At 74.4% G+C, this 19,678-nt stretch carries 17 protein-coding genes and 1 pseudogene; 5 read left to right on the plus strand and 13 right to left on the minus strand.

The genetic code is table 11. The annotated features are described in order from the left end of the window. Window positions 1-130 precede the first annotated feature (130 nt). Together ACI8AP_RS17220 and ACI8AP_RS17225 are read right to left on the minus strand one after the other, a co-directional pair. Window positions 131-403: a hypothetical protein gene (locus ACI8AP_RS17220; protein WP_456590581.1), complete on the minus strand. Its 273-nt coding sequence runs from the start codon at window positions 401-403 to the stop codon at window positions 131-133. 132 nt (window positions 404-535) lie between these two features. Further along, a complete protein-coding gene (locus ACI8AP_RS17225) occupies window positions 536-1,084 on the minus strand; it encodes a bacterial proteasome activator family protein (protein WP_456590582.1) in 549 nt (182 codons plus the stop codon). Window positions 1,085-1,170: 86 nt separating this feature from the next. Between ACI8AP_RS17225 and ACI8AP_RS17230 the strand changes: the two genes are divergently transcribed. After that, window positions 1,171-2,391 carry a cysteine desulfurase-like protein gene (locus tag ACI8AP_RS17230; protein WP_456590583.1) on the plus strand — a complete coding sequence of 407 codons (1,221 nt, stop codon included), beginning with the start codon at window positions 1,171-1,173 and terminating at the stop codon, window positions 2,389-2,391. Between the two features lie 59 nt (window positions 2,392-2,450). On the opposite strand, the gene ACI8AP_RS17235 is transcribed toward ACI8AP_RS17230, so the two are convergent. Both ACI8AP_RS17235 and ACI8AP_RS17240 read right to left on the minus strand, forming a co-directional pair. Beyond that, window positions 2,451-3,443 carry an NAD(P)H-quinone oxidoreductase gene (locus ACI8AP_RS17235; RefSeq protein ID WP_456590584.1) on the minus strand — a complete coding sequence of 331 codons (993 nt, stop codon included), beginning with the start codon at window positions 3,441-3,443 and terminating at the stop codon, window positions 2,451-2,453. Window positions 3,444-3,623: 180 nt separating this feature from the next. Continuing rightward, entirely contained in the window at window positions 3,624-4,307 is a 684-nt protein-coding gene (locus ACI8AP_RS17240; RefSeq protein WP_456590585.1) for an NAD(P)-dependent oxidoreductase, read from the minus strand. Window positions 4,308-4,465: 158 nt separating this feature from the next. Here ACI8AP_RS17240 and ACI8AP_RS17245 point away from each other — a divergent pair, with 158 nt between their 5' ends. After that, window positions 4,466-5,491 carry an AraC family transcriptional regulator gene (locus tag ACI8AP_RS17245; protein ID WP_456590586.1) on the plus strand — a complete coding sequence of 342 codons (1,026 nt, stop codon included), beginning with the start codon at window positions 4,466-4,468 and terminating at the stop codon, window positions 5,489-5,491. Here ACI8AP_RS17245 and ACI8AP_RS17250 read toward each other — a convergent pair. From ACI8AP_RS17250 to folP, 3 genes are all read right to left on the minus strand, one after another. Further along, on the minus strand, window positions 5,475-7,073 hold the full coding sequence (locus tag ACI8AP_RS17250) for a 4-coumarate--CoA ligase family protein (RefSeq protein ID WP_456590587.1): 1,599 nt from the start codon (window positions 7,071-7,073) through the stop codon (window positions 5,475-5,477). The two genes, ACI8AP_RS17245 and ACI8AP_RS17250, sit on opposite strands and share 17 nt — an antisense overlap. 87 nt (window positions 7,074-7,160) lie before the next feature. Continuing rightward, window positions 7,161-7,586 (minus strand): PaaI family thioesterase, encoded by a 426-nt coding sequence (locus tag ACI8AP_RS17255; RefSeq protein ID WP_456590588.1) that lies wholly within the window; start codon window positions 7,584-7,586, stop codon window positions 7,161-7,163. A 136-nt stretch (window positions 7,587-7,722) separates the two neighbouring features. Then, on the minus strand, window positions 7,723-8,583 hold the full coding sequence (gene folP / locus ACI8AP_RS17260) for a dihydropteroate synthase (RefSeq protein WP_456590589.1): 861 nt from the start codon (window positions 8,581-8,583) through the stop codon (window positions 7,723-7,725). 69 nt (window positions 8,584-8,652) lie between these two features. Here folP and ACI8AP_RS17265 point away from each other — a divergent pair, with 69 nt between their 5' ends. Further along, window positions 8,653-9,114, plus strand: a complete 462-nt coding sequence (locus tag ACI8AP_RS17265) for a MaoC family dehydratase (protein ID WP_456590590.1) — start codon at window positions 8,653-8,655, stop codon at window positions 9,112-9,114. Window positions 9,115-9,214: 100 nt separating this feature from the next. Here the strand turns inward: ACI8AP_RS17265 and ACI8AP_RS17270 are convergent, their stop codons facing one another. The 4 genes and pseudogenes from ACI8AP_RS17270 to ACI8AP_RS17285 all read right to left on the minus strand — a co-directional run bounded on the left by ACI8AP_RS17270 (window position 9,215) and on the right by ACI8AP_RS17285 (window position 12,497). After that, the gene (locus tag ACI8AP_RS17270) at window positions 9,215-10,471 is read right to left on the minus strand and encodes a serine hydrolase domain-containing protein (RefSeq protein ID WP_456590591.1); all 1,257 of its coding nucleotides are present in this window, start codon (window positions 10,469-10,471) and stop codon (window positions 9,215-9,217) included. 128 nt (window positions 10,472-10,599) lie between these two features. Further along, window positions 10,600-10,899: pseudogene (locus ACI8AP_RS17275) on the minus strand (HU family DNA-binding protein); the annotation flags it as partial. A 304-nt stretch (window positions 10,900-11,203) separates the two neighbouring features. Beyond that, window positions 11,204-11,377, minus strand: a complete 174-nt coding sequence (locus ACI8AP_RS17280) for a DUF1059 domain-containing protein (RefSeq protein ID WP_456590592.1) — start codon at window positions 11,375-11,377, stop codon at window positions 11,204-11,206. A 22-nt stretch (window positions 11,378-11,399) separates the two neighbouring features. After that, complete coding sequence (locus ACI8AP_RS17285) at window positions 11,400-12,497, minus strand: EAL domain-containing protein (protein WP_456590593.1); 1,098 nt, start codon at window positions 12,495-12,497, stop codon at window positions 11,400-11,402. A gap of 178 nt (window positions 12,498-12,675) precedes the next feature. On the opposite strand from ACI8AP_RS17285, the gene ACI8AP_RS17290 reads away from it, so the two are divergent. Further along, the gene (locus ACI8AP_RS17290; protein ID WP_456590594.1) at window positions 12,676-15,423 is read left to right on the plus strand and encodes a SpoIIE family protein phosphatase; all 2,748 of its coding nucleotides are present in this window, start codon (window positions 12,676-12,678) and stop codon (window positions 15,421-15,423) included. A gap of 99 nt (window positions 15,424-15,522) precedes the next feature. Here ACI8AP_RS17290 and ACI8AP_RS17295 read toward each other — a convergent pair whose 3' ends face one another. Further along, window positions 15,523-17,562: an acyl-CoA dehydrogenase family protein gene (locus tag ACI8AP_RS17295; RefSeq protein WP_456590595.1), complete on the minus strand. Its 2,040-nt coding sequence runs from the start codon at window positions 17,560-17,562 to the stop codon at window positions 15,523-15,525. Next, complete coding sequence (locus ACI8AP_RS17300; protein ID WP_456590596.1) at window positions 17,559-18,296, minus strand: TetR family transcriptional regulator; 738 nt, start codon at window positions 18,294-18,296, stop codon at window positions 17,559-17,561. Before ACI8AP_RS17300 ends, ACI8AP_RS17295 begins: the two co-directional genes overlap by 4 nt. Window positions 18,297-18,356: 60 nt before the next feature. On the opposite strand from ACI8AP_RS17300, the gene ACI8AP_RS17305 reads away from it, so the two are divergent. Next, window positions 18,357-19,652 (plus strand): acetyl-CoA C-acetyltransferase, encoded by a 1,296-nt coding sequence (locus ACI8AP_RS17305; protein WP_456590597.1) that lies wholly within the window; start codon window positions 18,357-18,359, stop codon window positions 19,650-19,652. Window positions 19,653-19,678: the final 26 nt, after the last annotated feature.

The following is a 19,678-nucleotide window of genomic DNA, read 5'->3' on the forward strand; positions in this document are numbered from 1 at the left end:
GCCGCCGCGGAGCTGGCCCGGATGAGCGGGGAGCTGCAGGAGGCGGTCGCCCGCTTCACCGTCTGAACCAACCCGGCACGCCCGACGGCGCCGTCCCCCGACCCGGGGGCGGCGCCGTCGCGCGTCCGGCTCAGGTGAGCACGTTGTAGGCGATCACCATGTTCACGACGGCGGCGACGACCGCCACCGCACCGAGCACCAGACCGGCGGTGGCCTGGCCGGTGCGGGTGCTGTTGCGCCGGGCGGCGACGCCCAGGCCCACGCTCACGACGCCCAGGGCCAGGCCGATGATCGCGAACAGGATCGCGAAGACGACGCCGACGGCGCCGGTGACGAGCGAGGCGATCGCCAGGCCGTTCTGGCCGCTGCGCGTGGACGGGCTGCTCGACTGCTGAGTGGTCACGGGATCCTCCCGGGATGGGGCCGGGGCGGTCCCGGCGCCGGACCGTCAGTGAGCGCGGGCCCGCCCCCGGAAACCGCCGGCGACCAGCGTCACCCGGTCAGGGGAACCGGTGGGTTCCGGTCGGATCGCGCGCTACAGGTACTGGCCGCCACCCGGACGGAGGTCCGGCTGGCCCGCCGGGTGCTGCCCGCCGGGAAGGGCCTTCCGCCGGATCTCCTCCAGCTGGGCCCGGGCGGCCATCTGCTGGGCGAAGAGCGCCGTCTGGATGCCGTGGAAGACGCCCTCCAGCCAGCCCACGAGCTGCGCCTGCGCGATCCGGAGCTCGGCGTCCGAGGGCGTCTCGCCCTCGCTGAACGGCAGCGAGATGCGCGCCAGCTCCTCGCGCAGCTCGGGGGCCAGGCCCTGCTCCAGCTCGCGGATCGAGGAGGCGTGGATGTCGCGCAGCCGGTTGCGGCTGGCGTCGTCGAGGGGGGCCGCGCGGACCTCCTCGAGCAGCTGCTTGATCATCGTGCCGATCCGCATGACCTTCGCGGGCTGCTCCACCAGCTCGCCGACGTCCATGCCCCCGTTGCCCTCGTCGTCGGCCCCCTGGGGCATCGGCACGGTGCCGACCGGACGCCCGTCCGGCCCGACCACGACGACCTGCTGGGGGCGCTCGTTGCCGTTCTGCGGTGCAGTCATGCCACCCATCCTGCCCGGTGGCGCGGACGCTCCGCCGGGGGCCGGGAGAGTGCGGGCCGACCGGGGGCAGGAACTAGGGTCGGACCATGGCATCGGGGGGCCGGCTGGACGTCGCTCGGGTCCGCGGTCTCTTCCCCGGTCTGTCCGACGGCTACGTCCACGCCGACGGCCCGGCCGGCTCGCTGGTGCCCGAGAACGTCGCCCACGCGGTCGGCTCCGCGCTGCGCACGCCGATCGCCGAGCGGGGCGGGGTCTTCCCGGCGTCCGGGCGGGCCGAGGCGCTGGTCTCCGGTGCCCGGGCCGCCGTGGCCGACCTGGTCGGCGGCCGGCCCGGCGGCGTCGTCCTCGGGCCGAGCGCGACCGCGCTGACCTATGGCATGGCCCGCGCGCTGGCCCGCACCTGGCGCCCCGGTGACGAGATCGTGCTCAGCCGGCTGGACCACGATGCCAACGTCCGGCCGTGGCTGCAGCTGGCCGCGACCACCGGGGTGCAGGTGCGCTGGGCGGAGGTCGACATCGAGACCGGCGAGCTGCCCGCCTGGCAGTACGCCGACCTGCTCACCCGGCGCACCCGGCTGGTGGCGGTCACCGCCGCCAGCAACGCACTGGGCACCCGGCCCGACGTCGCCGGCATCGCCGCACAGGCGCACGCGGTCGGTGCGCTGGTCTACGTCGACGCCGTCCACGCCGCCCCGCACGTGTTCCTCGACAAGGGCTCGCTCGGTGCGGACTTCCTGGCGGTGTCGGCCTACAAGTGGTGCGGGCCGCACGTCGCTGCTTTGGTGGCCGACCCGGAGCTGCTGGAGTACCTGCGGCCGGACAAGCTGCTGCCCTCGTCGGACCGGGTGCCCGACCGGTTCGAGACGGGGGTGCCGCCGTTCGAGCTGTACGCGGGGGTGAGCGCCGCCGTCGACCACCTGGCCGGGCTCTGCGCCGAGGCGATCGGCAGTCGCCGCGACCGGCTCCGGGCGTCGATGGCCGCCGTCGCCCGGCACGAGGGTGACCTGTTCGACTGGCTGGACCAGGCCTTGCGGGCCATGCGCCACGTTCAGGTCCTCGGCGAGCCCGAGCGGTGCACCCCCACGCTGTCGTTCACCGTCGCCGGCATGCGCCCCCGCCAGGTGGCCGCAGAGCTGGCCCGGGCAGGCATCTGCGCCTGGGACGGTGACTTCTACGCCCGGGAGCTCTTCGACGCCCTCGGGGTGAACGAGAGCGGAGGCGCGGTGCGCCTGGGGCTCATGCACTACAACACCGCCGACGAGGTCGGCCGGATCATCGACGCGGTCGCGGGGCTGCGTCCCCGCTGACGGCCCCGTCCCGAGGCTCGCCCCGAGCGTGCGAGGGGTGAGGAGGACGGGGTCCTCTTTCAGGAGCCGGGGAGGAGCAGCACCTTCCCGACGTGCTCGCTCGCCTCGACGACGCGGTGCGCCTCGGCCGCCCGCGCCATGGGTAGCCGCCGGTCGACGACCGGCCGGATCGTCCCGCGCTCGACGTCGGGCCACACGTCGTGCCGCACCGCGGCGACGATGTCGGCCTTGCCGCCGGGGCCGGTCGCCGGCCGCGAACGCAGGGCGGTGGCGTGCACCGCCGCCCGCTTGCGCAGCAGCGTGGCGATGTCGAGCTCCGCCTTCGACCCGCCCTGCATGCCGATGATCACCAGCCGGCCCCCGACGGCCAGCGCCTCCAGGTTCCGGGCCAGGTACTTGGCGCCCATGTTGTCCAGGACGACGTCGACGCCGCGGCCGTCGGTCGCCTCGCGCACGCGCTCCACGAAGTTCTCGTCGCGGTAGTTGATCGCGACCTCGGCGCCGAGCTCGCGGCAGACGTCCAGCTTGGCCGCGGTGCCGGCGGTGGTGAGCACGCGGGCCCCGGCGCCGGCGGCGAGCTGGATGGCCATGGTCCCGATGCCGCTGGACCCGCCGTGGACGAGGAAGGTCTCGCCCCTGCCGAGCCGGGCCAGCATGAACACGTTCGACCACACCGTGCAGGTCACCTCGGGCAGCGCGGCCGCCGTGGCCAGCTCCACCCCGGCGGGCTTGGGCAGCAACTGCCCGGCCGGGACGGCGACCCGCTCGGCGTAGCCGCCACCGGAGAGGAGCGCGCACACCTCGTCGCCGACCGACCAGCCGGTCACGCCCTCGCCGACCTCGCTGACGACGCCGCTGCACTCCAGGCCGAGGATCTCGCTGGCGCCCTTGGGCGGCGGGTAGAAACCCTGCCGCTGGAGCAGGTCGGCCCGGTTCACCGCGGCGGCCGCGACGTCGACGAGCACCTCGCCGGGGCCGCACACCGGGTCAGGGACCTCGGCCCAGGTGAGCACCTCCGGGCCGCCGGGTTCGCTGATCGTCACCGCGCGCATGGCCCGACCCTAGAAGGACCCCCTGCCCCCCGCCGCTCGCAGGCTCGCATCGGGCCCCTGCAGGGGGCCGCTCCTGCCCTACGCCGCTCGCAGGCTCGCATCGGGCCCCTGCAGGGGGCCGCTCCTGCCCTACGCCGCTCGCAGGCTCGCGTCGGGCGCCGGCAGGGGGCCGCTCTTGCCCTACGCCGCTCGCAGGCTAGCGTCGGGCGCCGTTGCCGCGCCGGAGACGGCGACGGTGCTGCCCACGGCGTCGCTGGCGGTGGCGAGGTCGGCGAGCACCGCGCCGACGGCCCGGCGGGACACCTTCATCCCGTCCGTCCCGCCCGTCCGGGACGTCGTGGCGGCCTCGTCGCCGTCGGTCAGGTAGACCGGCTGCACGATCGTCCAGTCCAGCGCGCTGGCCCGCACGATCTGCTCCTGCCGCTCGTGGTCGGCGATCTGCGGGCGGAGAACCAGGGCGAAGACCACCCGTGAGGTGAACGGCAGCCGGTCGCGCGTCTCGCCGACCCCGTAGGACGACTGGACGACGAGCCGGCGCACGCCGTGCCGCTGCATCGCGGCGACCACCGTGGCGGTCCCCCGCGAGCGCACGTCCAGGGGTGTGCCGGAACTGCCGCGCAGCCGCACCCTCAGCGCGGGCTCGGCGATGCCCAGAGCGACCACGACGGCGTCCTGGCCGTCCACGGCCCGGCCGACGTCGGCCGCGCTCGTCGCATCCCCGTCGACCCCACGGGCGCCGCGCCGTCCGCCGAACGCCGTGCCCGCCGCCCGCGCGAACGCGGTGACCTCGTGTCCTCGGGCGACCAGGGCGTCGACCGCTGCCCGACCCGAACCGCCCGTCGCTCCCACGACCAGTACTCGCATGACCCGCTCCTTCGGTGGTGGAGGTGCTGCCGGCGCGTTGCCGACGTCGTCCACCCTGGTCTGGACGGGCAGTCGGGAGAACGCCCGTCCGTCGCCGTTCCATGACCGTTCGTCCAGCGGATCTGGACTGGCGGTCCCCGCGCGGTCAGGCTCTCGGCATGGCCGTCGACCCCGCCGCCCCCTGGGCTCCCGTCGACCCGCTCGGGGGCGTCCTCGGCGACCTGCGCATGCGCGGCACGTTCTACTGCCGCGCCGAGGGCCGGGCACCCTGGGGCGCGGAGATGCCCGCGATTGCGGGCTGCATGAGCTTCCACGTGGTCACCGAGGGCGGCTGCCTGCTCGAGGTCGACGGCACGGTGCACCAGCTACGGGCCGGGGACCTGGCGCTCGTGCCGCACGGGCGCGGGCACCTGCTGCGCAGCGATCCGGGCGCGCCGATCGCGGGCCGGGCCGACCTGCTGCCGCAGGACTACCTCGGCGAGCACTACTCGGTGCTGCGGATCGACGGCGGCGGGGCGCCGTCCCGGCTGATCTGCGGGGTGGTCGAGCCCGAGCGGCCGGGTGCGCTGCACCTGCTCGACCTGCTGCCCCCGGTGCTGCTGGTCGAGGCCGGCGACGCGCGCGCGGGCTGGTTGTCGGTGCTGCTGGGGATGATCGCCGACGAGGTGCGCCAGGACCGGCCCGGCGCCGAGGCGGTGGTCACCCGGCTGGCCGACGTCATCGTGGTGCAGGCGATCCGCGGGTGGCTGGACACCGGGGCCACCGGGCCCGGGTGGCTGCGCGCGCTGCGCGACCCGCAGGTGGGCCGGGCGGTCGCGGCGGTGCACCGCGAGCCGGGCGCGGCGTGGACGCTGGACCGGCTCGCCCGTGAGGCGCGGATGTCGCGCTCGGCGTTCGCGGCCCGCTTCACCGAGCTCGCCGGCGAACCCGCGCTGCGCTACGTGACCCGCTGGCGGATGCACCTCGCCACGGCCGCGCTCGCCCGCGGTGCCCGGGTCAACGAGCTGGCCCGGCAGCTGGGCTACGAGTCCGAGGCCGCCTTCTCCCGGGCCTACAAGCGGGTGACGGCGGTGCCGCCGGTGACCGTCCGGGGCCGGCCGGAGGGATCCGCCCCCGGACGCGCGACGGCGCCGCGCCCCCGGGGGGATGCGGCGCCGTCGTCGTCGGTTACGCCCGGGCCTTGAGGTCCTTGCGCAGGATCTTGCCCGCCGCCGACTTCGGCACCTGCTCGATGAACTCGACGAAGCGGATCTTCTTGTGCGGGGCCACCTTCTCGGCCATGTAGGCCATCACGGCGTCCTCGGTGAGCTCCGAGCCGGGGGCCCGCACCACGAACGCCTTGGGCAGCTCCTCGCCGCTCTCCTTGTCCGGCACCCCGATCACCGCGGCGTCGGCGATCTCCGGGTGGTTGATCAGCACGGCCTCCAACTCGGCCGGGGCCACCTGGTAGCCCTTGTACTTGATCAGCTCCTTGACCCGGTCGACGACGGTGTAGCGGCCGTGCTCGTCGACGATCGCGACGTCGCCGGTGTGCAGCCAGCCCTCGCTGTCGATGGTGCCGGCGGTGGCGTCGGGGTTGTTGAGGTAGCCCTTCATCACCTGCGGGCCGCGCACCCACAGCTCGCCGCGCTCGCCCGGCGCGGCGTCCTCACCCGTGCCCGGGTCGATCAGCCGGCACTCGGTGTTGGGCACCGCGTAGCCGACCGAGCCCTTCGGCACCTCGCTGGTGACGCCGGGCGGCTCCGCGCCCGGGTCGGGCGTGGTGTGCGACACCGGGGAGAGCTCGGTCATCCCGTAGCCCTGGCCGACCGAGACGCCGGTGTCGGCGCCCTTGCGCAGCCGGTCCTGGGCGGCCAGCGCGAGCTGCTCGTCGAGCGGGGCGGCGCCGGAGAGGATCGAGGTCAGCGAGGAGAGGTCGTACTGGTCGACCAGCGGGTGCTTGGCCATGGCCAGCAGGATGGGCGGCGCCACGAACGCCCGGGTGATCTTGTGGTCCTGGATGGTGCGCAGGAAGTCCTCGAGGTCGAACCGCGGGAGGGTGACGACGGCGCCGCCCCAGGCCAGGCCCTGGTTCATCAGCACGGTGAGGCCGTAGATGTGGAAGAACGGCAGGACAGCGATGATCCGCTCCTCCTCGCCCAGCTGGATCAGCGGGCGGCACTGCGCGACGTTCGCCACCAGGTTGCGGTGGGTGAGCATGACGCCCTTGGGCAGCCCGGTCGTGCCGCTGGAGTAGGGGAGCGTGACCAGGTCGTTGGCCGGGTCGATGTCCACCTGGACGCTCGGGGCGTCGGCGCCGAGCAGGTCGAACAGGTTGGCGTGGCCCTCGGCGCCGTCGAGCACGATGACCTCGTCGACCGGCGACTTCTCCACGGCTGCGGTGGCGCAGTCCATGAACAGCGAGATGGTGATGAGCATCTTCGCCCCGGAGTCCTTCAGCTGGAAGGCGATCTCCTCGGGCGTGTAGAGCGAGTTGATCGGGCTCATCACGCAGCCGGCCGCGGCGATGCCGTGGAAGACCACCGGGAACCACGGGGTGTTCGGGCAGAAGACGGCGACGACGTCGCCCTTGCGCAGCCCGCGGGCGTGCAGGTTGGCGGCGACCCGGTCCACGTACTGGGCCAGCTGACCGTGGGTGATCACGTCGCCCTTGAGGCCGTCGATCAGCGCCGGTGCGTCGGGCTTCTCCCGGCCGGCCGCCAGGACGAACTCGGGGACGGAGACGTTCGGGATCTCGACGTCGGGATAAGGGCTGGACAGCGCCACGGGTGTTCCTCCTCGCATGGTGTGTGGCGCCAGTCTCACACCCGCGGTGTCCCCGCTCACAAGGGGGTTACCGGCGGGTTCGCCCGATCAGCGGGGCCAGAGCACCGACTGCGTGCAGCGGAACAGCGCGATGGTCTTCCCGGTGTCGGCGTTGCGCACGACGGCGTCCCACACCTGGGTCGTCCGCCCGGCGTGCACGTTGGTCGCCTCGCACGCGATGCGCCCCTCGCGCGCGGTGCCCAGGTGGTTGCTCTTCAGCTCGATCGTGGTGAACCCGCTGGAGCCCGCGGGCAGCAGCGCCCGCGTCGGCAGCCCGCAGCTGGTGTCGGCCAGGGTGACGACAGTGCCGGCGTGCAGGTAGCCGTTGGGTGCCAGCAGCTCGGGCCGGATGTCGAGGTGGCTCGTGAGCCGGCCGGGCTCGTGGGTGTCGACGACGATGCCGAGCAGGCCCGGGAAGGTGCCCGGCAGCAGGTCGTTGAGCTCGTCGGCGGTCAGGAACCCGGTGGCGGACATGGCTGGCAACGTAGCGAGCGCCCTCGGGACGGCGACCGGCACCCGCCTCGCCGGGCGACCTCCTGGCTCACCGTGCGGGGTCCTGGCTCACCGTCGACGCTGAGCCAGGACCCATAACGATCAGGTCACCTGATCATCAGGCGAGGCCGCGGACGGTGCGGAGCGGCGGGCGGGTGCCCTGGATGGACGCCACCATGTCCAGCGTCTGGCGGGTCGCGGCGACGTCGTGGGCGCGGAACACCCGCGCCCCCAGCCAGGCGCTCACCGCGGTCGCCGCGAGCGTGCCGGTGAGCCGTTCCCCGACGGGGACGTCGAGGGTCTCGCCGACGAAGTCCTTGTTCGACAGCGCCACGAGGACCGGCCAGCCGGTGGCCACGAGCTCGCCCAGCCGGCGGGTGGCCTCCAGCGAGTGCCGGGTGTTCTTGCCGAAGTCGTGCCCCGGGTCGACCAGCACCCGCTCCCGCGCCACCCCCGCCGCGACCGCCGCCTCGGCCAGGGCCGTGGTCCGAGCGACGATGTCGGCGACCACGTCGGCGTAGGCGATCCGGTGCGGCCGCGTGCGCGGCGGCAGCCCGCCGGCGTGGGTGCACACGATCCCCGCGCCCGCCTCGGCCGCCACCGCCGCGAGCTCCGGGTCGACCCCGCCCCAGGCGTCGTTCACGATGTCCGCGCCGGCGGCCAGCGCCTCCCGGGCGACCTCCGCCCGCCAGGTGTCGATCGAGATCGGCAGCGCCGGGTGTGCCGCGCGGATGGCGGCCACGAGGTCGACGGTCCGGCGCACCTCCTCGGCGGGGGAGACCTCCTCGCCGGGCGCGGCCTTCACCCCGCCGACGTCCACCATGTCCGCACCCTCGGCGACCACCCGGTCGACGCGCTCCACCGCCGCGGCCAGCTCGTAGGTGGCGCCGCGGTCGTAGAACGAGTCGGGGGTGCGGTTCACGATCGCCATGACCGCGAACGCGCCGTCCGGCACCTCGAGGGCCCCCAGTCGCAGCAACCCGCTCCCCGTCCGATCGTGGTGTGTGGTGGAGTCAGCCAACCAGACCGTCCACGAGGAGGCAGACAGATGGCGCAGACGACGGCGCACGGCGTCGAGGGGGTCCAGGGCCTGGTCGGGCAGCACCTGGGCCACAGCGACTGGGTGACGATCACCCAGGAGCAGGTGAACCAGTTCGCCGAGGCGACCGGCGACCACCAGTGGATCCACGTCGACCCGGAGCGGGCGAAGAAGGAGAGCCCGTTCGGCGGGCCGATCGCGCACGGCTACCTGACGCTGTCGCTGCTGCCGTCCCTGATGCCGCAGATCGTGGAGATCGGCGGGTTCCGCATGGGCGTGAACTACGGCACGGAGAAGGTGCGCTTCCCCTCCCCGGTGCCCGTGGGCGCACGGGTGCGGGCCGGTGCCACGCTCGAGGCGGCGACGCCGTTCGAGGGCGGCATCCAGATGAACCTCGCCGTGACCATGGAGGTCGAGGGCGGCAGCAAGCCGGCGATGGTCGCCACCGTCGTCTACCGCCGCTACCTCTGAGACCCCGCGGGGACTTCCTGCACCCGGAAGTCCCCGCGGGGCGGCCCCGTCCAGAGGCTCGCGCCGAGCGTGCGAGGCGTGAGGAGGACGGGGTCCTTCCTCAGTCGACGAGGGCCTGGTTGACGAGCTGGCGCAGGTAGTTGCGGATCGGCAGGGTGCTCGAGGGCAGCAGCTGCGTGTAGAAGCCGACGGTGATGTCCTCGACCGGGTCCACGTAGAACGCCGTGGACGCCGCCCCGCCCCAGCTGTAGTCGCCGATGTTCGAGACGACGCCGTAGCGCGTCGGGTCGATCACCATCGAGACCCCGAGACCGAAGCCCACCCCGCGCAGCGGGGTCTCGGCGAAGAGCGGACGGCCGAAGCTCTCCAGGTCCTGGCCGCCGGGGATGTGGTTGCGCACCATGTGCGCGAGCGTGCGCGGGCCGAGCAGCCGGCCGCCGTCGTAGGCGCCACCGCGGCGCAGCATCTCCGCGAACCGCAGGTAGTCCCCGGCGGTGGAGACCAGCCCGCCGCCGCCGGAGAGGAACGCGGGCTTGCTCAGCGCCGCCTGCCCCATGGCGTCGAGCGGGGCGAAGCCCGTGGGCGCGCCACCCGGCTGCCCGGGGGTGGCGGCGTAGAGCCGGGCCAGGGTGTCGGGGTCGTCCTCGGGGCGCAGCCCGAACGACGTCTGGGCCATGCCGAGCGGCCCGAAGATGCGAGAAGCGAAGAACTCGTCCAGCGGTTGCCCGGAGACGACCTCGACCAGCCTGCCCAGGACGTCGGTGGAGACGCCGTAGTTCCACTCGCTGCCGGGCTGGAACACCAGGGGCACCGAGGCCCACTGCCGGCAGACCTCGGCGGAGTCCGCGCCCGGCGGGGTGCCCCACTCGTGCCCCATCGTGCGGTACATCGCGTCCACGGGGTGGGCGTGGTGGAAGCCGTAGGTGAGCCCCGACATGTGGGTCAGCAGGTGCCAGATCCGGATCGGCTCCACCTGCGGGGCGGTCACCGGCTTCATCGCCGACCCGGCGACGTAGACCCGGGTCTCGGCGAACTCGGGCAGCCACCGCGAGATCGGGTCGGTGAGCTGGAAGGCGCCTTCCTCGTACAGCATCATCGCCGCCACCGAGGTGACCGGCTTCGTCATCGAGAAGATCCGCCACCGGGTGTCCAGCTCGACGGGGAGGCCGTTCTCCACGTCGCGGGAGCCGTAGCGCCCGACGTGCACCAGCTTCCCGTGCCGGGCGACCGTCACCAGGAAGCCGGGCAGCTGGCCGTCCTCGACGTAGCGGGCCAGCCGGCCGTCCAGGCGTCCCAACCGGGCGGGGTCCATGCCCACCTCGGCCGGGTCGGTGACCACCTGCAGTTCGTCGCTCACGCGCACCTCCGGGTCCCGGGCGCCGTCCGCCGCCGGGCGACGCCTCGACCGGCATCCTGACTCACGCCGTTGTGAGCCGGGACACACGGGGGTCTCGGCGTCCGCCCGGCTGCGGGCGCGACCTGCGATCAGACCGGGACGGAGCTCGCGGCCTTCTTGAGGTTCGAGCCGGCGGTCACCTTGACGGTGTTGGCCGCGGGGATGTCGATCGACTCACCGGTCTGCGGGTTGCGGCCGGTGCGGGCGGAACGCTGGGTCCGCTCGACGGTGATCAGCCCGGAGACGGCGACCTTCTCGCCACGGGTGATGGCGTCGACCAGCTCGTCCTGCAGGCCGGCGAGGACCGAGTCGACGGTCGAGGCCGGGACGTCGGCGCGCTTGGCGATGGCGGAGACCAGTTCGGCCTTGTTCATGTGTTTCCTCTCGTAGGCGGTGGCGGTGCCGTGTGCTCGGCACTCAGCCGGGTCTTCCCTCCCGGACGCGCGGCGCGCCGCCGGGGTTCCCGCACCCGCGCTCGTCGCGGGGTGCGGCCGGCCCGTCTCGCGGGAGTCCGGGCCGGCAGCACGGTGTCATGCCGCCTGCTGTCCTGGCCAGTGGGGGTACCGCGAAACCCCGCAGCAGACCCGCCGGTCACAGCGGTAACGCCCCTCCGTGGGCCGGGCGACGCGCCGGGGCGGCAGGCCCCGGGGGCGCGCCCGGGGCCCGCGGGAGCGCGCCGGCGGAGGAGCTCCCTCAGACGTCGACGATGTGCGAGCGGACCGACGCGACCAGCTCGGGGCCGACCTCGTGGATGCCGTGCGCGGCGGCGCCGTGGGGCACCGCCTGGGCGAAGATGCCGTCCTCGTCGGCCGCGGTGAACGTGGCGTCGCAGCCGGGGATGACGTCGCCGCAGGCGAAACGCTTCATGGGGGTCTCTCCTCTGGTGGGGTCAGCGATCGGACCTGGCGCTGGAGGCCAGGTCCTCGATCCGCAGCAGCCCGAGCACGTGGCCGGTCGGGTCCGTGCAGACGACGGGGTCGAAGCGGTGGGCGGGCGGTCGGGTGAGCGCCCGGCGCAGCGCGTCGCCGATGTCGGTCGAGGGGTGCACCCGCAGCGAGACCGGCGCGGTGTGCACCTCACCGGTCCGCGGGTCGCAGAGCAGCAGCGCCGCGGGCTCGCCGTGCGGCCCCACCACGACGGCCGGCGGGGTGGCGGGCACGTCCTCGCCGAGCACGTACTGGCGCACCGGGCGCAGCAGGCTGGCGACGCTGTCGGTCAGCCGCGCGCGTGCCACGTGGGCGCGCACCAGCCGGGCGATCTCGGGGTCCAGTGGCCGGAACTCCGGGGCCGGGCGGCCGAGCAGCCAGCCCTGGGCCAGCGGCACGCCGAGGCGGGTGACGGCGGCGAGTTCCGCGGGGGTCTCCACGCCCTCGGCCAGCAGCCAGGCGTCGATGCGCCCGGCGAACTCGCCGATCATCTCGACCAGCGCCATGCGCACCGGGTCGCCGTCGACGTCGGAGACGAGGGCACGGTCGAGCTTCACCAGCTGCGGCCGGACGGCGGCCAGCTGCTGCAGCCCCGAGTAGCCGCTGCCGGCGTCGTCGAGGGCGATGAGCGCACCGCGCTGCCGCAGGGCGTCGGTCTGCTGGCGCAGGGTGGACAGGTCGTCGACGGGGGTGTGCTCGGTCAGCTCCACCACGACGCGGTGCAGGTCGGGCCGGGTGGCCAGGGCGGTCTGGATCACGTCGGTGCCCAGCAGGTGCGGGCTGACGTTCACCGTCAGGAAGGTGTTGGCGGGCAGCGCGTCGACCGCGGCGAGCGCCTTGTGGATGGCCAGCGCCTCGAGCTCGGCAGCGACCCCGGCCTCGGTGGCGGCGGCGAACCAGACGTCGGGCCCGGCCGCGCCGGGGAAGCGGGCCAGCGCCTCGTAGCCGGCGATGCTCGCCGCGGCGAGGTCGACGATCGGCTGGAACACGAGAGTCAGGTCGTCGGCGTCGGCGAGCAGCGGACGGCAGTCCGGCAGACCGATGGTGCGCGTGCCCAGCATGGTCAGGGGATCGACCGGTGCGCTCCGCTCCTTGACCGCAGCTATGCGCCCTCACCCGGCGGGGGGAGACGCGCCGCGCCGCCGGCGGGGACACCCGTCCGGATCCGTCGGGAAGCCGTGCCAGCATGTGCGGAGGACGCCCCCGGCCCGGGGGCAGCGGACGCCGGGTGGAGGGTGCGTGGCCACGAGAGGCTCCGCCGTCCCGGACGGGCAGGTCGAGCCGGACCCGCTCACCGATCCGCTGCGCGTGGCGGCGGCGCGCCGGCTGCTGCTGGAGGTCCCGGGGCCCGCGGCCTTCGACCGGCTCTCGGCGCTGGCGGCCCGGCTCGTGGACGCCGGCCACGCGAAGGTCACCCTCTTCACCGACCACGACGTCGTCGTCGGCGGGTACGGGCTGCCCGCCGGCGTGGTCGGGGGGCCGGCGCTGGCGACCGGCGCCCTCTCGGCCATCACGGTTCGCCAGGGCCGGCCGCTGAAGGTCGCGGCGGCCGCGGAGGACCCGCGGGTGGCGGATCTGCCCGCCGTCGCCTCCGGCGAGGTCGGGGCCTACCTGGGCGCGCCGTTGATGGCCGCCTCGGGGCAGGTCGTGGGCGCGCTGGCCGTGTACGACGCGGCGCCGCGGAGCTGGTCCGAGGACGCCGCCGAGCTGCTGGAGCAGCTGGCGGCCTCCGTCGTCGCCGAGCTGGAGCTCTCGGCGGCGCAGTCGGCGGTCGGCACCTCGCGGGCCTGGCTCGAGGTCGCGCTGGAGGCGAGCTCCGTCGGCATCTGGGAACGGGACCTGCGTACCGGGACGATCCACTGGGACGACCGGTGCGCGGCGCTGTTCGGCCTGGAGTCCGCGGTGGAGCTGAACTCGCTGGACGACGTCCTCGAGTCGCACGTGCACCGCGACGACCACGCCACGATGGCCGAGGCCATGCGGGTGGCGATCGAGGAACGCAGCGACTACACCATCGAGTTCCGGGCGCTGCGCGAGGACGGCGCCACCCGCTGGGTGCTCGCCCGCGGCCGCGTGGTCGCCGACGCGACCGGCGCACCGGCGCGGGTCCTCGGCACGGCCGTCGACATCACCGAGGCCCGCGGCCAGGCGCAGCGGCGGCTCACCGCCGTGCAGCGGGCCGCCGCCATCGCCGAGGTGGCGGCCGAGCTGGCGAACGCCGCCCGGCTGGACCAGCTCGCCGACATCGCGCTGCGCGGAGCGCAGGTGCTGGGCGCGGAGTCCAGCGCTCTGGCGGTCTTCGACTCGTCGGGCGGTCCGCTGCGGCTGCGCATGACCGGCAACATGGTCGCCACCGTCCGGGAGGGCGCGCCGGACGCCTGGCTCGAGGACGGCGTCGTCCTCCCGATGGACGACGCGCTCCCCGCGCAGCACGCGGCCCGGCACGGGCGCCGGTTGCTGCTCGGCGACCCCGGCGAGGCGGTTGCCCGGTTCCCGGCGCTGGAGCCGGTCGTCGAGCTGCTCGGGCTGGGGGCGCTGGCGACGATCCCGCTGCGCATCGAGGGGCGGCTCCTGGGGGCCTTCCTCGCGGCGTGGACCACCGAGCACGAGTTCACCGCCGACGACGTCGAGGTGCTCGAGGCGCTGGCCGCGCAGATCGCGCTGAGCGTCTCGCGCCTGCAGGCCGACGCCGAGCGCGGTGCAGCGGTCGCGGCGATGGCGCAGGCCAACCAGCGGCTGCGGCTGCTCGCGGACGCCGGCCGGGTGCTCTCGGGCACCCTGGACATCGACCAGCAGATCGGGCAGCTCGCCGCGCTGGTCGTGCCCGCCCTGGCCGACTGGTGCTGGATCCTGGTCACCGACGAGCAGGGCCGGCTGCACGGGCTGGCCAGCAGCCACCGCGACCCCGCGCGCCGCGAGGAGGTCCAGGCCTACGTCCGGGCGATGGTCGCGGAGATGACCGAGGAGTCGGCCGCGCGGCAGGTGACCGCCACCGGTCGCCCGATGGTGCTGCCGGACATCGACGGCGAGCACGTCGCCCGCGCGCTGCCCGACCCCGCCACCCGGGAGCTCTTCGCCCGGCTGGGCGCCGCCTCCGCCGTCGTCGTGCCGCTGGTGGCGCGGGGGCAGGGGCTCGGCGCGCTCGGGCTGTTCACCGCTGAGCACCGGGGCCCGCTCGGGGAGGCCGAGGTGGACACCGCGGTGGAGATCGGCCGGCGGGCGGGCCTGGCCCTCCACCAGGCGCGGCTGTACGGGCAGCAGCGCGACCTGGCCGACGCCCTGCAGCGCAGCATGCTCACCGAGCCGCCGCAGCCGGAGCACTGCGAGATCGTCGTCCGGTACGTGCCGGCCGCCGAGGGCGCCGAGATCGGCGGCGACTGGTACGACGCGTTCCTGCAGCGCGGCGGCACCACCGTGCTGGCGATCGGCGACGTCGTCGGCCACGACACCCGGGCGGCCGCCGCGATGGGCCAGGTGCGCGGCCTGCTGCGCGGCATCAGCTACTCCAGCGGTGGCTCGCCGGCGGAGGTGCTCACCGAGCTCGACCGGGCCGTCCACGGCCTGGCGCTGAACACGATGGCCACCGCGCTGGTGGCCCAGCTGGAGCCCGAGCCCGGCGACGAGGCCGGCCGGATGCGGCTGCGCTGGGCCAACGCGGGGCACCCGCCGCCGGTGCTGCTGGCCTCCGACGGCAGCGTCGTCCTCCTCGACGGCAAGCAGGCCGACCTGCTGCTGGGCGTGGCGCCGGAGACGGCGCGGGAGGACCACGTCGCCGTCCTCGCGTCGGGCGCCACAGTGCTGCTCTACACCGACGGGCTGGTCGAGCGGCGGGACCGCGACATCGACGAGGGCACCGAGCAGCTGCTGGAGGTGCTCGGCGAGTGCGAGGGGCTGCCCCTCGACGAGTTGTGCGACCGGGTGCTCGAGCGCATGTTCCTGCCCGACGCGGAGGACGACGTCGCCGTCCTCGCCGTCCGGCTGAGCTGACCCGAGCCCGCGAGGGGCGGCTCGTCGCGACGTGCTGGAGCGGCCCCCGTGCAGGGCCCCGGCCCGAGCCTGCGAGGGCCGGGGAGCACGGGGGTCCTCTTACTGGCCGGGCGGGACGTCCAGGTCGGTCGCCGTCCCGGCGGGGGTGCTCGCCCGCAGCTCGGCGTCGCGGGCGGCCATCGCCTCCTGCCGGGCCGGCTCCTCCTCCAGGATCGCCGCGGCCTTCCAGTCCGCCGGGATGGCGAAGGCGTCGACCAGCGTGGTCAGGTGCGGCCGCAGCTGCTTGAGCAGACCGTTCACCGTGGCCGTGAGCGCCTTGGCCCGGGCCGGGGTGAGCTGCCCGTGCTCCAGGAACCAGCCCTTGTCCGCCTCGATGGTCGAGAGGGCGTAGAGGTCGCACAGGGTGTCCAGCAGCGCCTTCGCCGCGGGGTCGCTGACGCGGTCCACACCTTCGACGAACGCCTCCAGGACGATCCGGTCGATGTGCGCCTCGGCGGTCTTCAGCACGTGGTCCTGGACGTCGTTGAAGACGTCGAACGGAGCCATGCCCTCGGTGGTGGAGTTGTTGCGCAGCCGCCGGATGGCGCCCTCGAGCGCGTGCTTCTCGCGGAACTCGAGCATCTTGGCCTGCCAGCCGCGGTCGAGCATCGGCACCTCGTCGTCCCGGCCGGGGACGGCGTCGACCAGCCGCTGGAGGAGCGCGCGGGCCGCCGTCCGCTCCAGCACCGTCTCGCGCACCATGTCGGCGACGAAGCCGACCCGGCCCCAGCCGTCGAGCGAGCCGAAGGCGTCCCGGTAACCGGTCAGCAGACCCTTGGCCACCAGCTGCAGCAGGACGGTGTTGTCGCCCTCGAACGTGGTGAAGACGTCGGTGTCGGCCTTGAGGTGGGGGAGCCGGTTCTCCTGCAGGTAGCCCGCGCCGCCGCACGCCTCGCGGCACATCTGGATGGTGCGGGTGGCGTGCCAGGTCTGGGCCACCTTGAGCCCGGCGGCGCGCGACTCCAGCTCCCGCTGGGCCTGCTCGTCGATCCCCTGGCCGTGCTCGTGCACCGCCGTCTGGACGTCGTGCATGGTGCTCACCAGCTCGTTCTGGGCGAAGTGCAGCGCATAGGTCTTCGCCAGCGCCGGCAGCAGCTTGCGCTGGTGCACCAGGTAGTCGTTGATGACGACCTCGCGCTCCTCGCCGGGGGCGGCGAACTGGCGGCGGGTGTTGCCGTACCGGACGGCGATGTCGAGGGCCAGCTTGGTGGCCGCCGAGGCGGAGCCGCCCACGCTGACCCGGCCGCGCACCAGCGTGCCGAGCATCGTGAAGAAGCGGCGGGTCTCGTTCTCGATGGTGGAGGTGTAGGTGCCGTCCTCGGCGACCTGGCCGTAGCGGTCGAGCAGCATGTCGCGCGGCACCGTGACGTGGTCGAACGTCAGCCGCCCGTTGTCGACGCCGAGCAGCCCGGCCTTGGGGCCGTCGTCGCCGATGGTGACGCCGGGCATCGGGTTGCCGTCCTCGTCGCGGATGGGCACCAGCCAGGCGTGCACGCCGTGGTTCTTCCCCTGGGTGACCAGTTGCGCGAAGACGACCGCCATCCGCCCGTCCTTGGCGGCGTTGCCGATGTAGTCCTTGCGCGCGGCCTCGTGCGGGGTGTGCAGGTCGAACGTCTGCGTTGCCGGGTCGTAGGTGCACGTGGTGCGCAGCTGCTGGACGTCGGAGCCGTGCCCGGTCTCGGTCATCGCGAAGCAGCCGGGCAGGTCGAAGCTCATGATGTCGCGCAGGTAGGTCTCGTGGTGCCGGCGCGTGCCGAGCAGCTGGACGGCGCCGCCGAAGAGCCCCCACTGGACGCCGGCCTTGACCATGAGCGAGAGGTCGACGAAGGCGAGCATCTCGATCGAGGTGACCGAGCCGCCGGCGTCGGCCTCGCCGCCGAACTCCTTGGGGAAGCCCAGGGTCACGCGGCCGGAGTCGGCCAGCTTCGCCGCCATGCGGGTGACCCGCTCCCGGGCCTCGGTCATCGACTCGCCGTAGACCGGCAGCATCTCCGGGTCGTGCAGGTTCTCGCGGGCGTCGCGGCGCACGTGCGCCCAGCGGCCGTCGAGGGCCTCCTGCAGGTGGGCCGGGTCGACCGTGGTCGGCAGGGTGCTCGTCACTGTTCCTCCTGGGACGTCGGTCGTGCGGTCGGTGCGGGTCGGTCGGGTCCGCGGTCGGGCACCGGGATGACGCCGGTGAGCCCGGACCAGGCCAGGTCGGTGAGGTGGGCGGCCAGTTCGGCCCGGGGCATCGGCCGGTCGGCCCGCAGCCACCAGTCGGCGGCGGCGCGGACCAGGCCGATCAGCCCGTGCCCCCACGGTCCGGCGGGTGCGGGGTCGAGGCCGGCCCGGGTCAGGGCGGTGCGCAGCAGCCCGGCCGCCTCGTCGCCCACCAGGTCGGAGAGGTTGTCGATGGGGTCGGCATCGACCGGTCGGTCGGTCGGGTGCAGGTGGACCACGAACCGGTACAGCTCGGGGTCGGCCTCGCAGAAGGCGAGGTAGGCCTCGACGGCCGCGGTGGTCATCGCGCGCGGGGACCCGGCGTCCTCCATCGCCGCCCGCAGCCGGGGGAGCAGTTGCTCGGCGACCCGGGCGCAGACGGCCACGTACAGGTCGGTGCGGTCGGCGAAGTGCCGGTAGACGACGGTCTTGCTGGTGCCGGCCTCGGCGGCGATCTCGTCCATGCCGACGCCCGCGCCGTGCCGGCCGATCGCGGCGACGGCGGCATCGACCAGTGCGGCGCGGCGGGCACGGCGGTGCTCGTCCCACCGCGAGCTGCGCCGGTCCCGGACGGCCGCGGCCGCCTCCCCCGACGACGGTGCCACCGCCCCCCCTCCCATGGCCTCGAGTTTCACGGAACCCACGGTACCGGGTACTGTTGGTACCGGCCAGTCCCACCGACTTCGGAGGTCCCGATGGCTACCCAGAACCCGGCCACCCGCAAGGCCGCGATCGTCGGCGGCAACCGGATCCCGTTCGCGCGGTCCAACTCCGCCTACGCGCAGGCGTCGAACCAGGACATGCTCACCGCCACGCTCGACGGGCTGGTCGCCCGCTTCGGGCTGCAGGGCGAGTCGGTGGGCGAGGTGGTGGCCGGCGCCGTCCTCAAGCACGCCCGCGACTTCAACCTCACCCGCGAGTCGGTGCTGGGCTCCAAGCTCTCGCCGACCACCCCGGCGTACGACGTGCAGCAGGCGTGCGGCACCGGGCTGGAGGCGGCGATCCTCGTCGCCAACAAGATCGCGCTGGGGCAGATCGAGTCCGGCATCGCCGGTGGCGTCGACACCACCTCCGACGCCCCGCTCGCGGTCAGCGAGGACCTGCGCCGCGTGCTCATCGCGCTGAACAACGCCAGGACGTGGCAGGACCGGCTCAAGGTCCTCGGCCGGATCCGCCCGGGCATGATCGCCCCGGAGATCCCGCGCAACGCCGAGCCGCGCACCGGCCTGGCGATGGGCGACCACGCCGCGATCACCGCGAAGGAGTGGGGGATCGGCCGCGAGGAGCAGGACGAGCTCGCCGCCCGCTCGCACCAGCTCATGGCCGCCGCCTACGACCGCGGGTTCTTCGACGACCTGGTGACGCCGTTCCTCGGGCTGGCCCGCGACAACAACCTGCGCCCGGACTCCAGCGTCGAGAAGCTGGCGAAGCTCAAGCCGGTGTTCGGCACGGGCGACCCCGACGCCACGATGACCGCGGGCAACTCGACCCCGCTCACCGACGGCGCCTCGGCCGTGCTGCTGGCCTCCGACGAGTGGGCCGACGCCAAGGGGCTGCCGGTGCTGGCGCACCTCGTCGACGCGCAGACCGCCGCCGTCGACTACGTGCACGGCGGCGAGGGGCTGCTCATGGCGCCGGTCTACGCCGTCCCGGTGCTGCTGGCCCGCAACGGGCTGACCCTGCAGGACTTCGACTTCTACGAGATCCACGAGGCGTTCGCCTCGACGGTGCTCGCGACGATGAAGGCCTGGGAGGACCCGGCCTACTGCAAGGAGAAGCTGGGCCTGGACGCCCCGCTGGGCTCGATCGACCGGACCAAGCTCAACGTCAACGGCTCGTCCCTGGCGGCGGGGCACCCGTTCGCCGCGACCGGCGGCCGGATCGTCGCCCAGCTGGCCAAGCAGCTGCACGAGGCGGGCCCCGGCAAGCGTGGCCTGATCTCCATCTGCGCCGCCGGCGGCCAGGGCATCGTCGCCATCCTCGAGTCCTGACCTCGCGCACTCGCCGGCTCCACCCG

The organism is Blastococcus sp. SYSU DS1021 (assembly GCF_054050995.1).

What these genes read in the sequence shown, in the direction of transcription:
- ACI8AP_RS17225 (WP_456590582.1), bottom strand. Translation starts at nt 1,084, where the DNA reads ATGACTGCACCGCAGAACGGCAACGAGCGCCCCCAGCAGGTCGTCGTG.
- ACI8AP_RS17230 (WP_456590583.1), top strand. Translation starts at nt 1,171, where the DNA reads ATGGCATCGGGGGGCCGGCTGGACGTCGCTCGGGTCCGCGGTCTCTTC.
- ACI8AP_RS17235 (WP_456590584.1), bottom strand. Translation starts at nt 3,443, where the DNA reads ATGCGCGCGGTGACGATCAGCGAACCCGGCGGCCCGGAGGTGCTCACC.
- ACI8AP_RS17240 (WP_456590585.1), bottom strand. Translation starts at nt 4,307, where the DNA reads ATGCGAGTACTGGTCGTGGGAGCGACGGGCGGTTCGGGTCGGGCAGCG.
- ACI8AP_RS17245 (WP_456590586.1), top strand. Translation starts at nt 4,466, where the DNA reads ATGGCCGTCGACCCCGCCGCCCCCTGGGCTCCCGTCGACCCGCTCGGG.
- ACI8AP_RS17255 (WP_456590588.1), bottom strand. Translation starts at nt 7,586, where the DNA reads ATGTCCGCCACCGGGTTCCTGACCGCCGACGAGCTCAACGACCTGCTG.
- ACI8AP_RS17265 (WP_456590590.1), top strand. Translation starts at nt 8,653, where the DNA reads ATGGCGCAGACGACGGCGCACGGCGTCGAGGGGGTCCAGGGCCTGGTC.
- ACI8AP_RS17280 (WP_456590592.1), bottom strand. Translation starts at nt 11,377, where the DNA reads ATGAAGCGTTTCGCCTGCGGCGACGTCATCCCCGGCTGCGACGCCACG.
- ACI8AP_RS17285 (WP_456590593.1), bottom strand. Translation starts at nt 12,497, where the DNA reads ATGCTGGGCACGCGCACCATCGGTCTGCCGGACTGCCGTCCGCTGCTC.
- ACI8AP_RS17305 (WP_456590597.1), top strand. Translation starts at nt 18,357, where the DNA reads ATGGCTACCCAGAACCCGGCCACCCGCAAGGCCGCGATCGTCGGCGGC.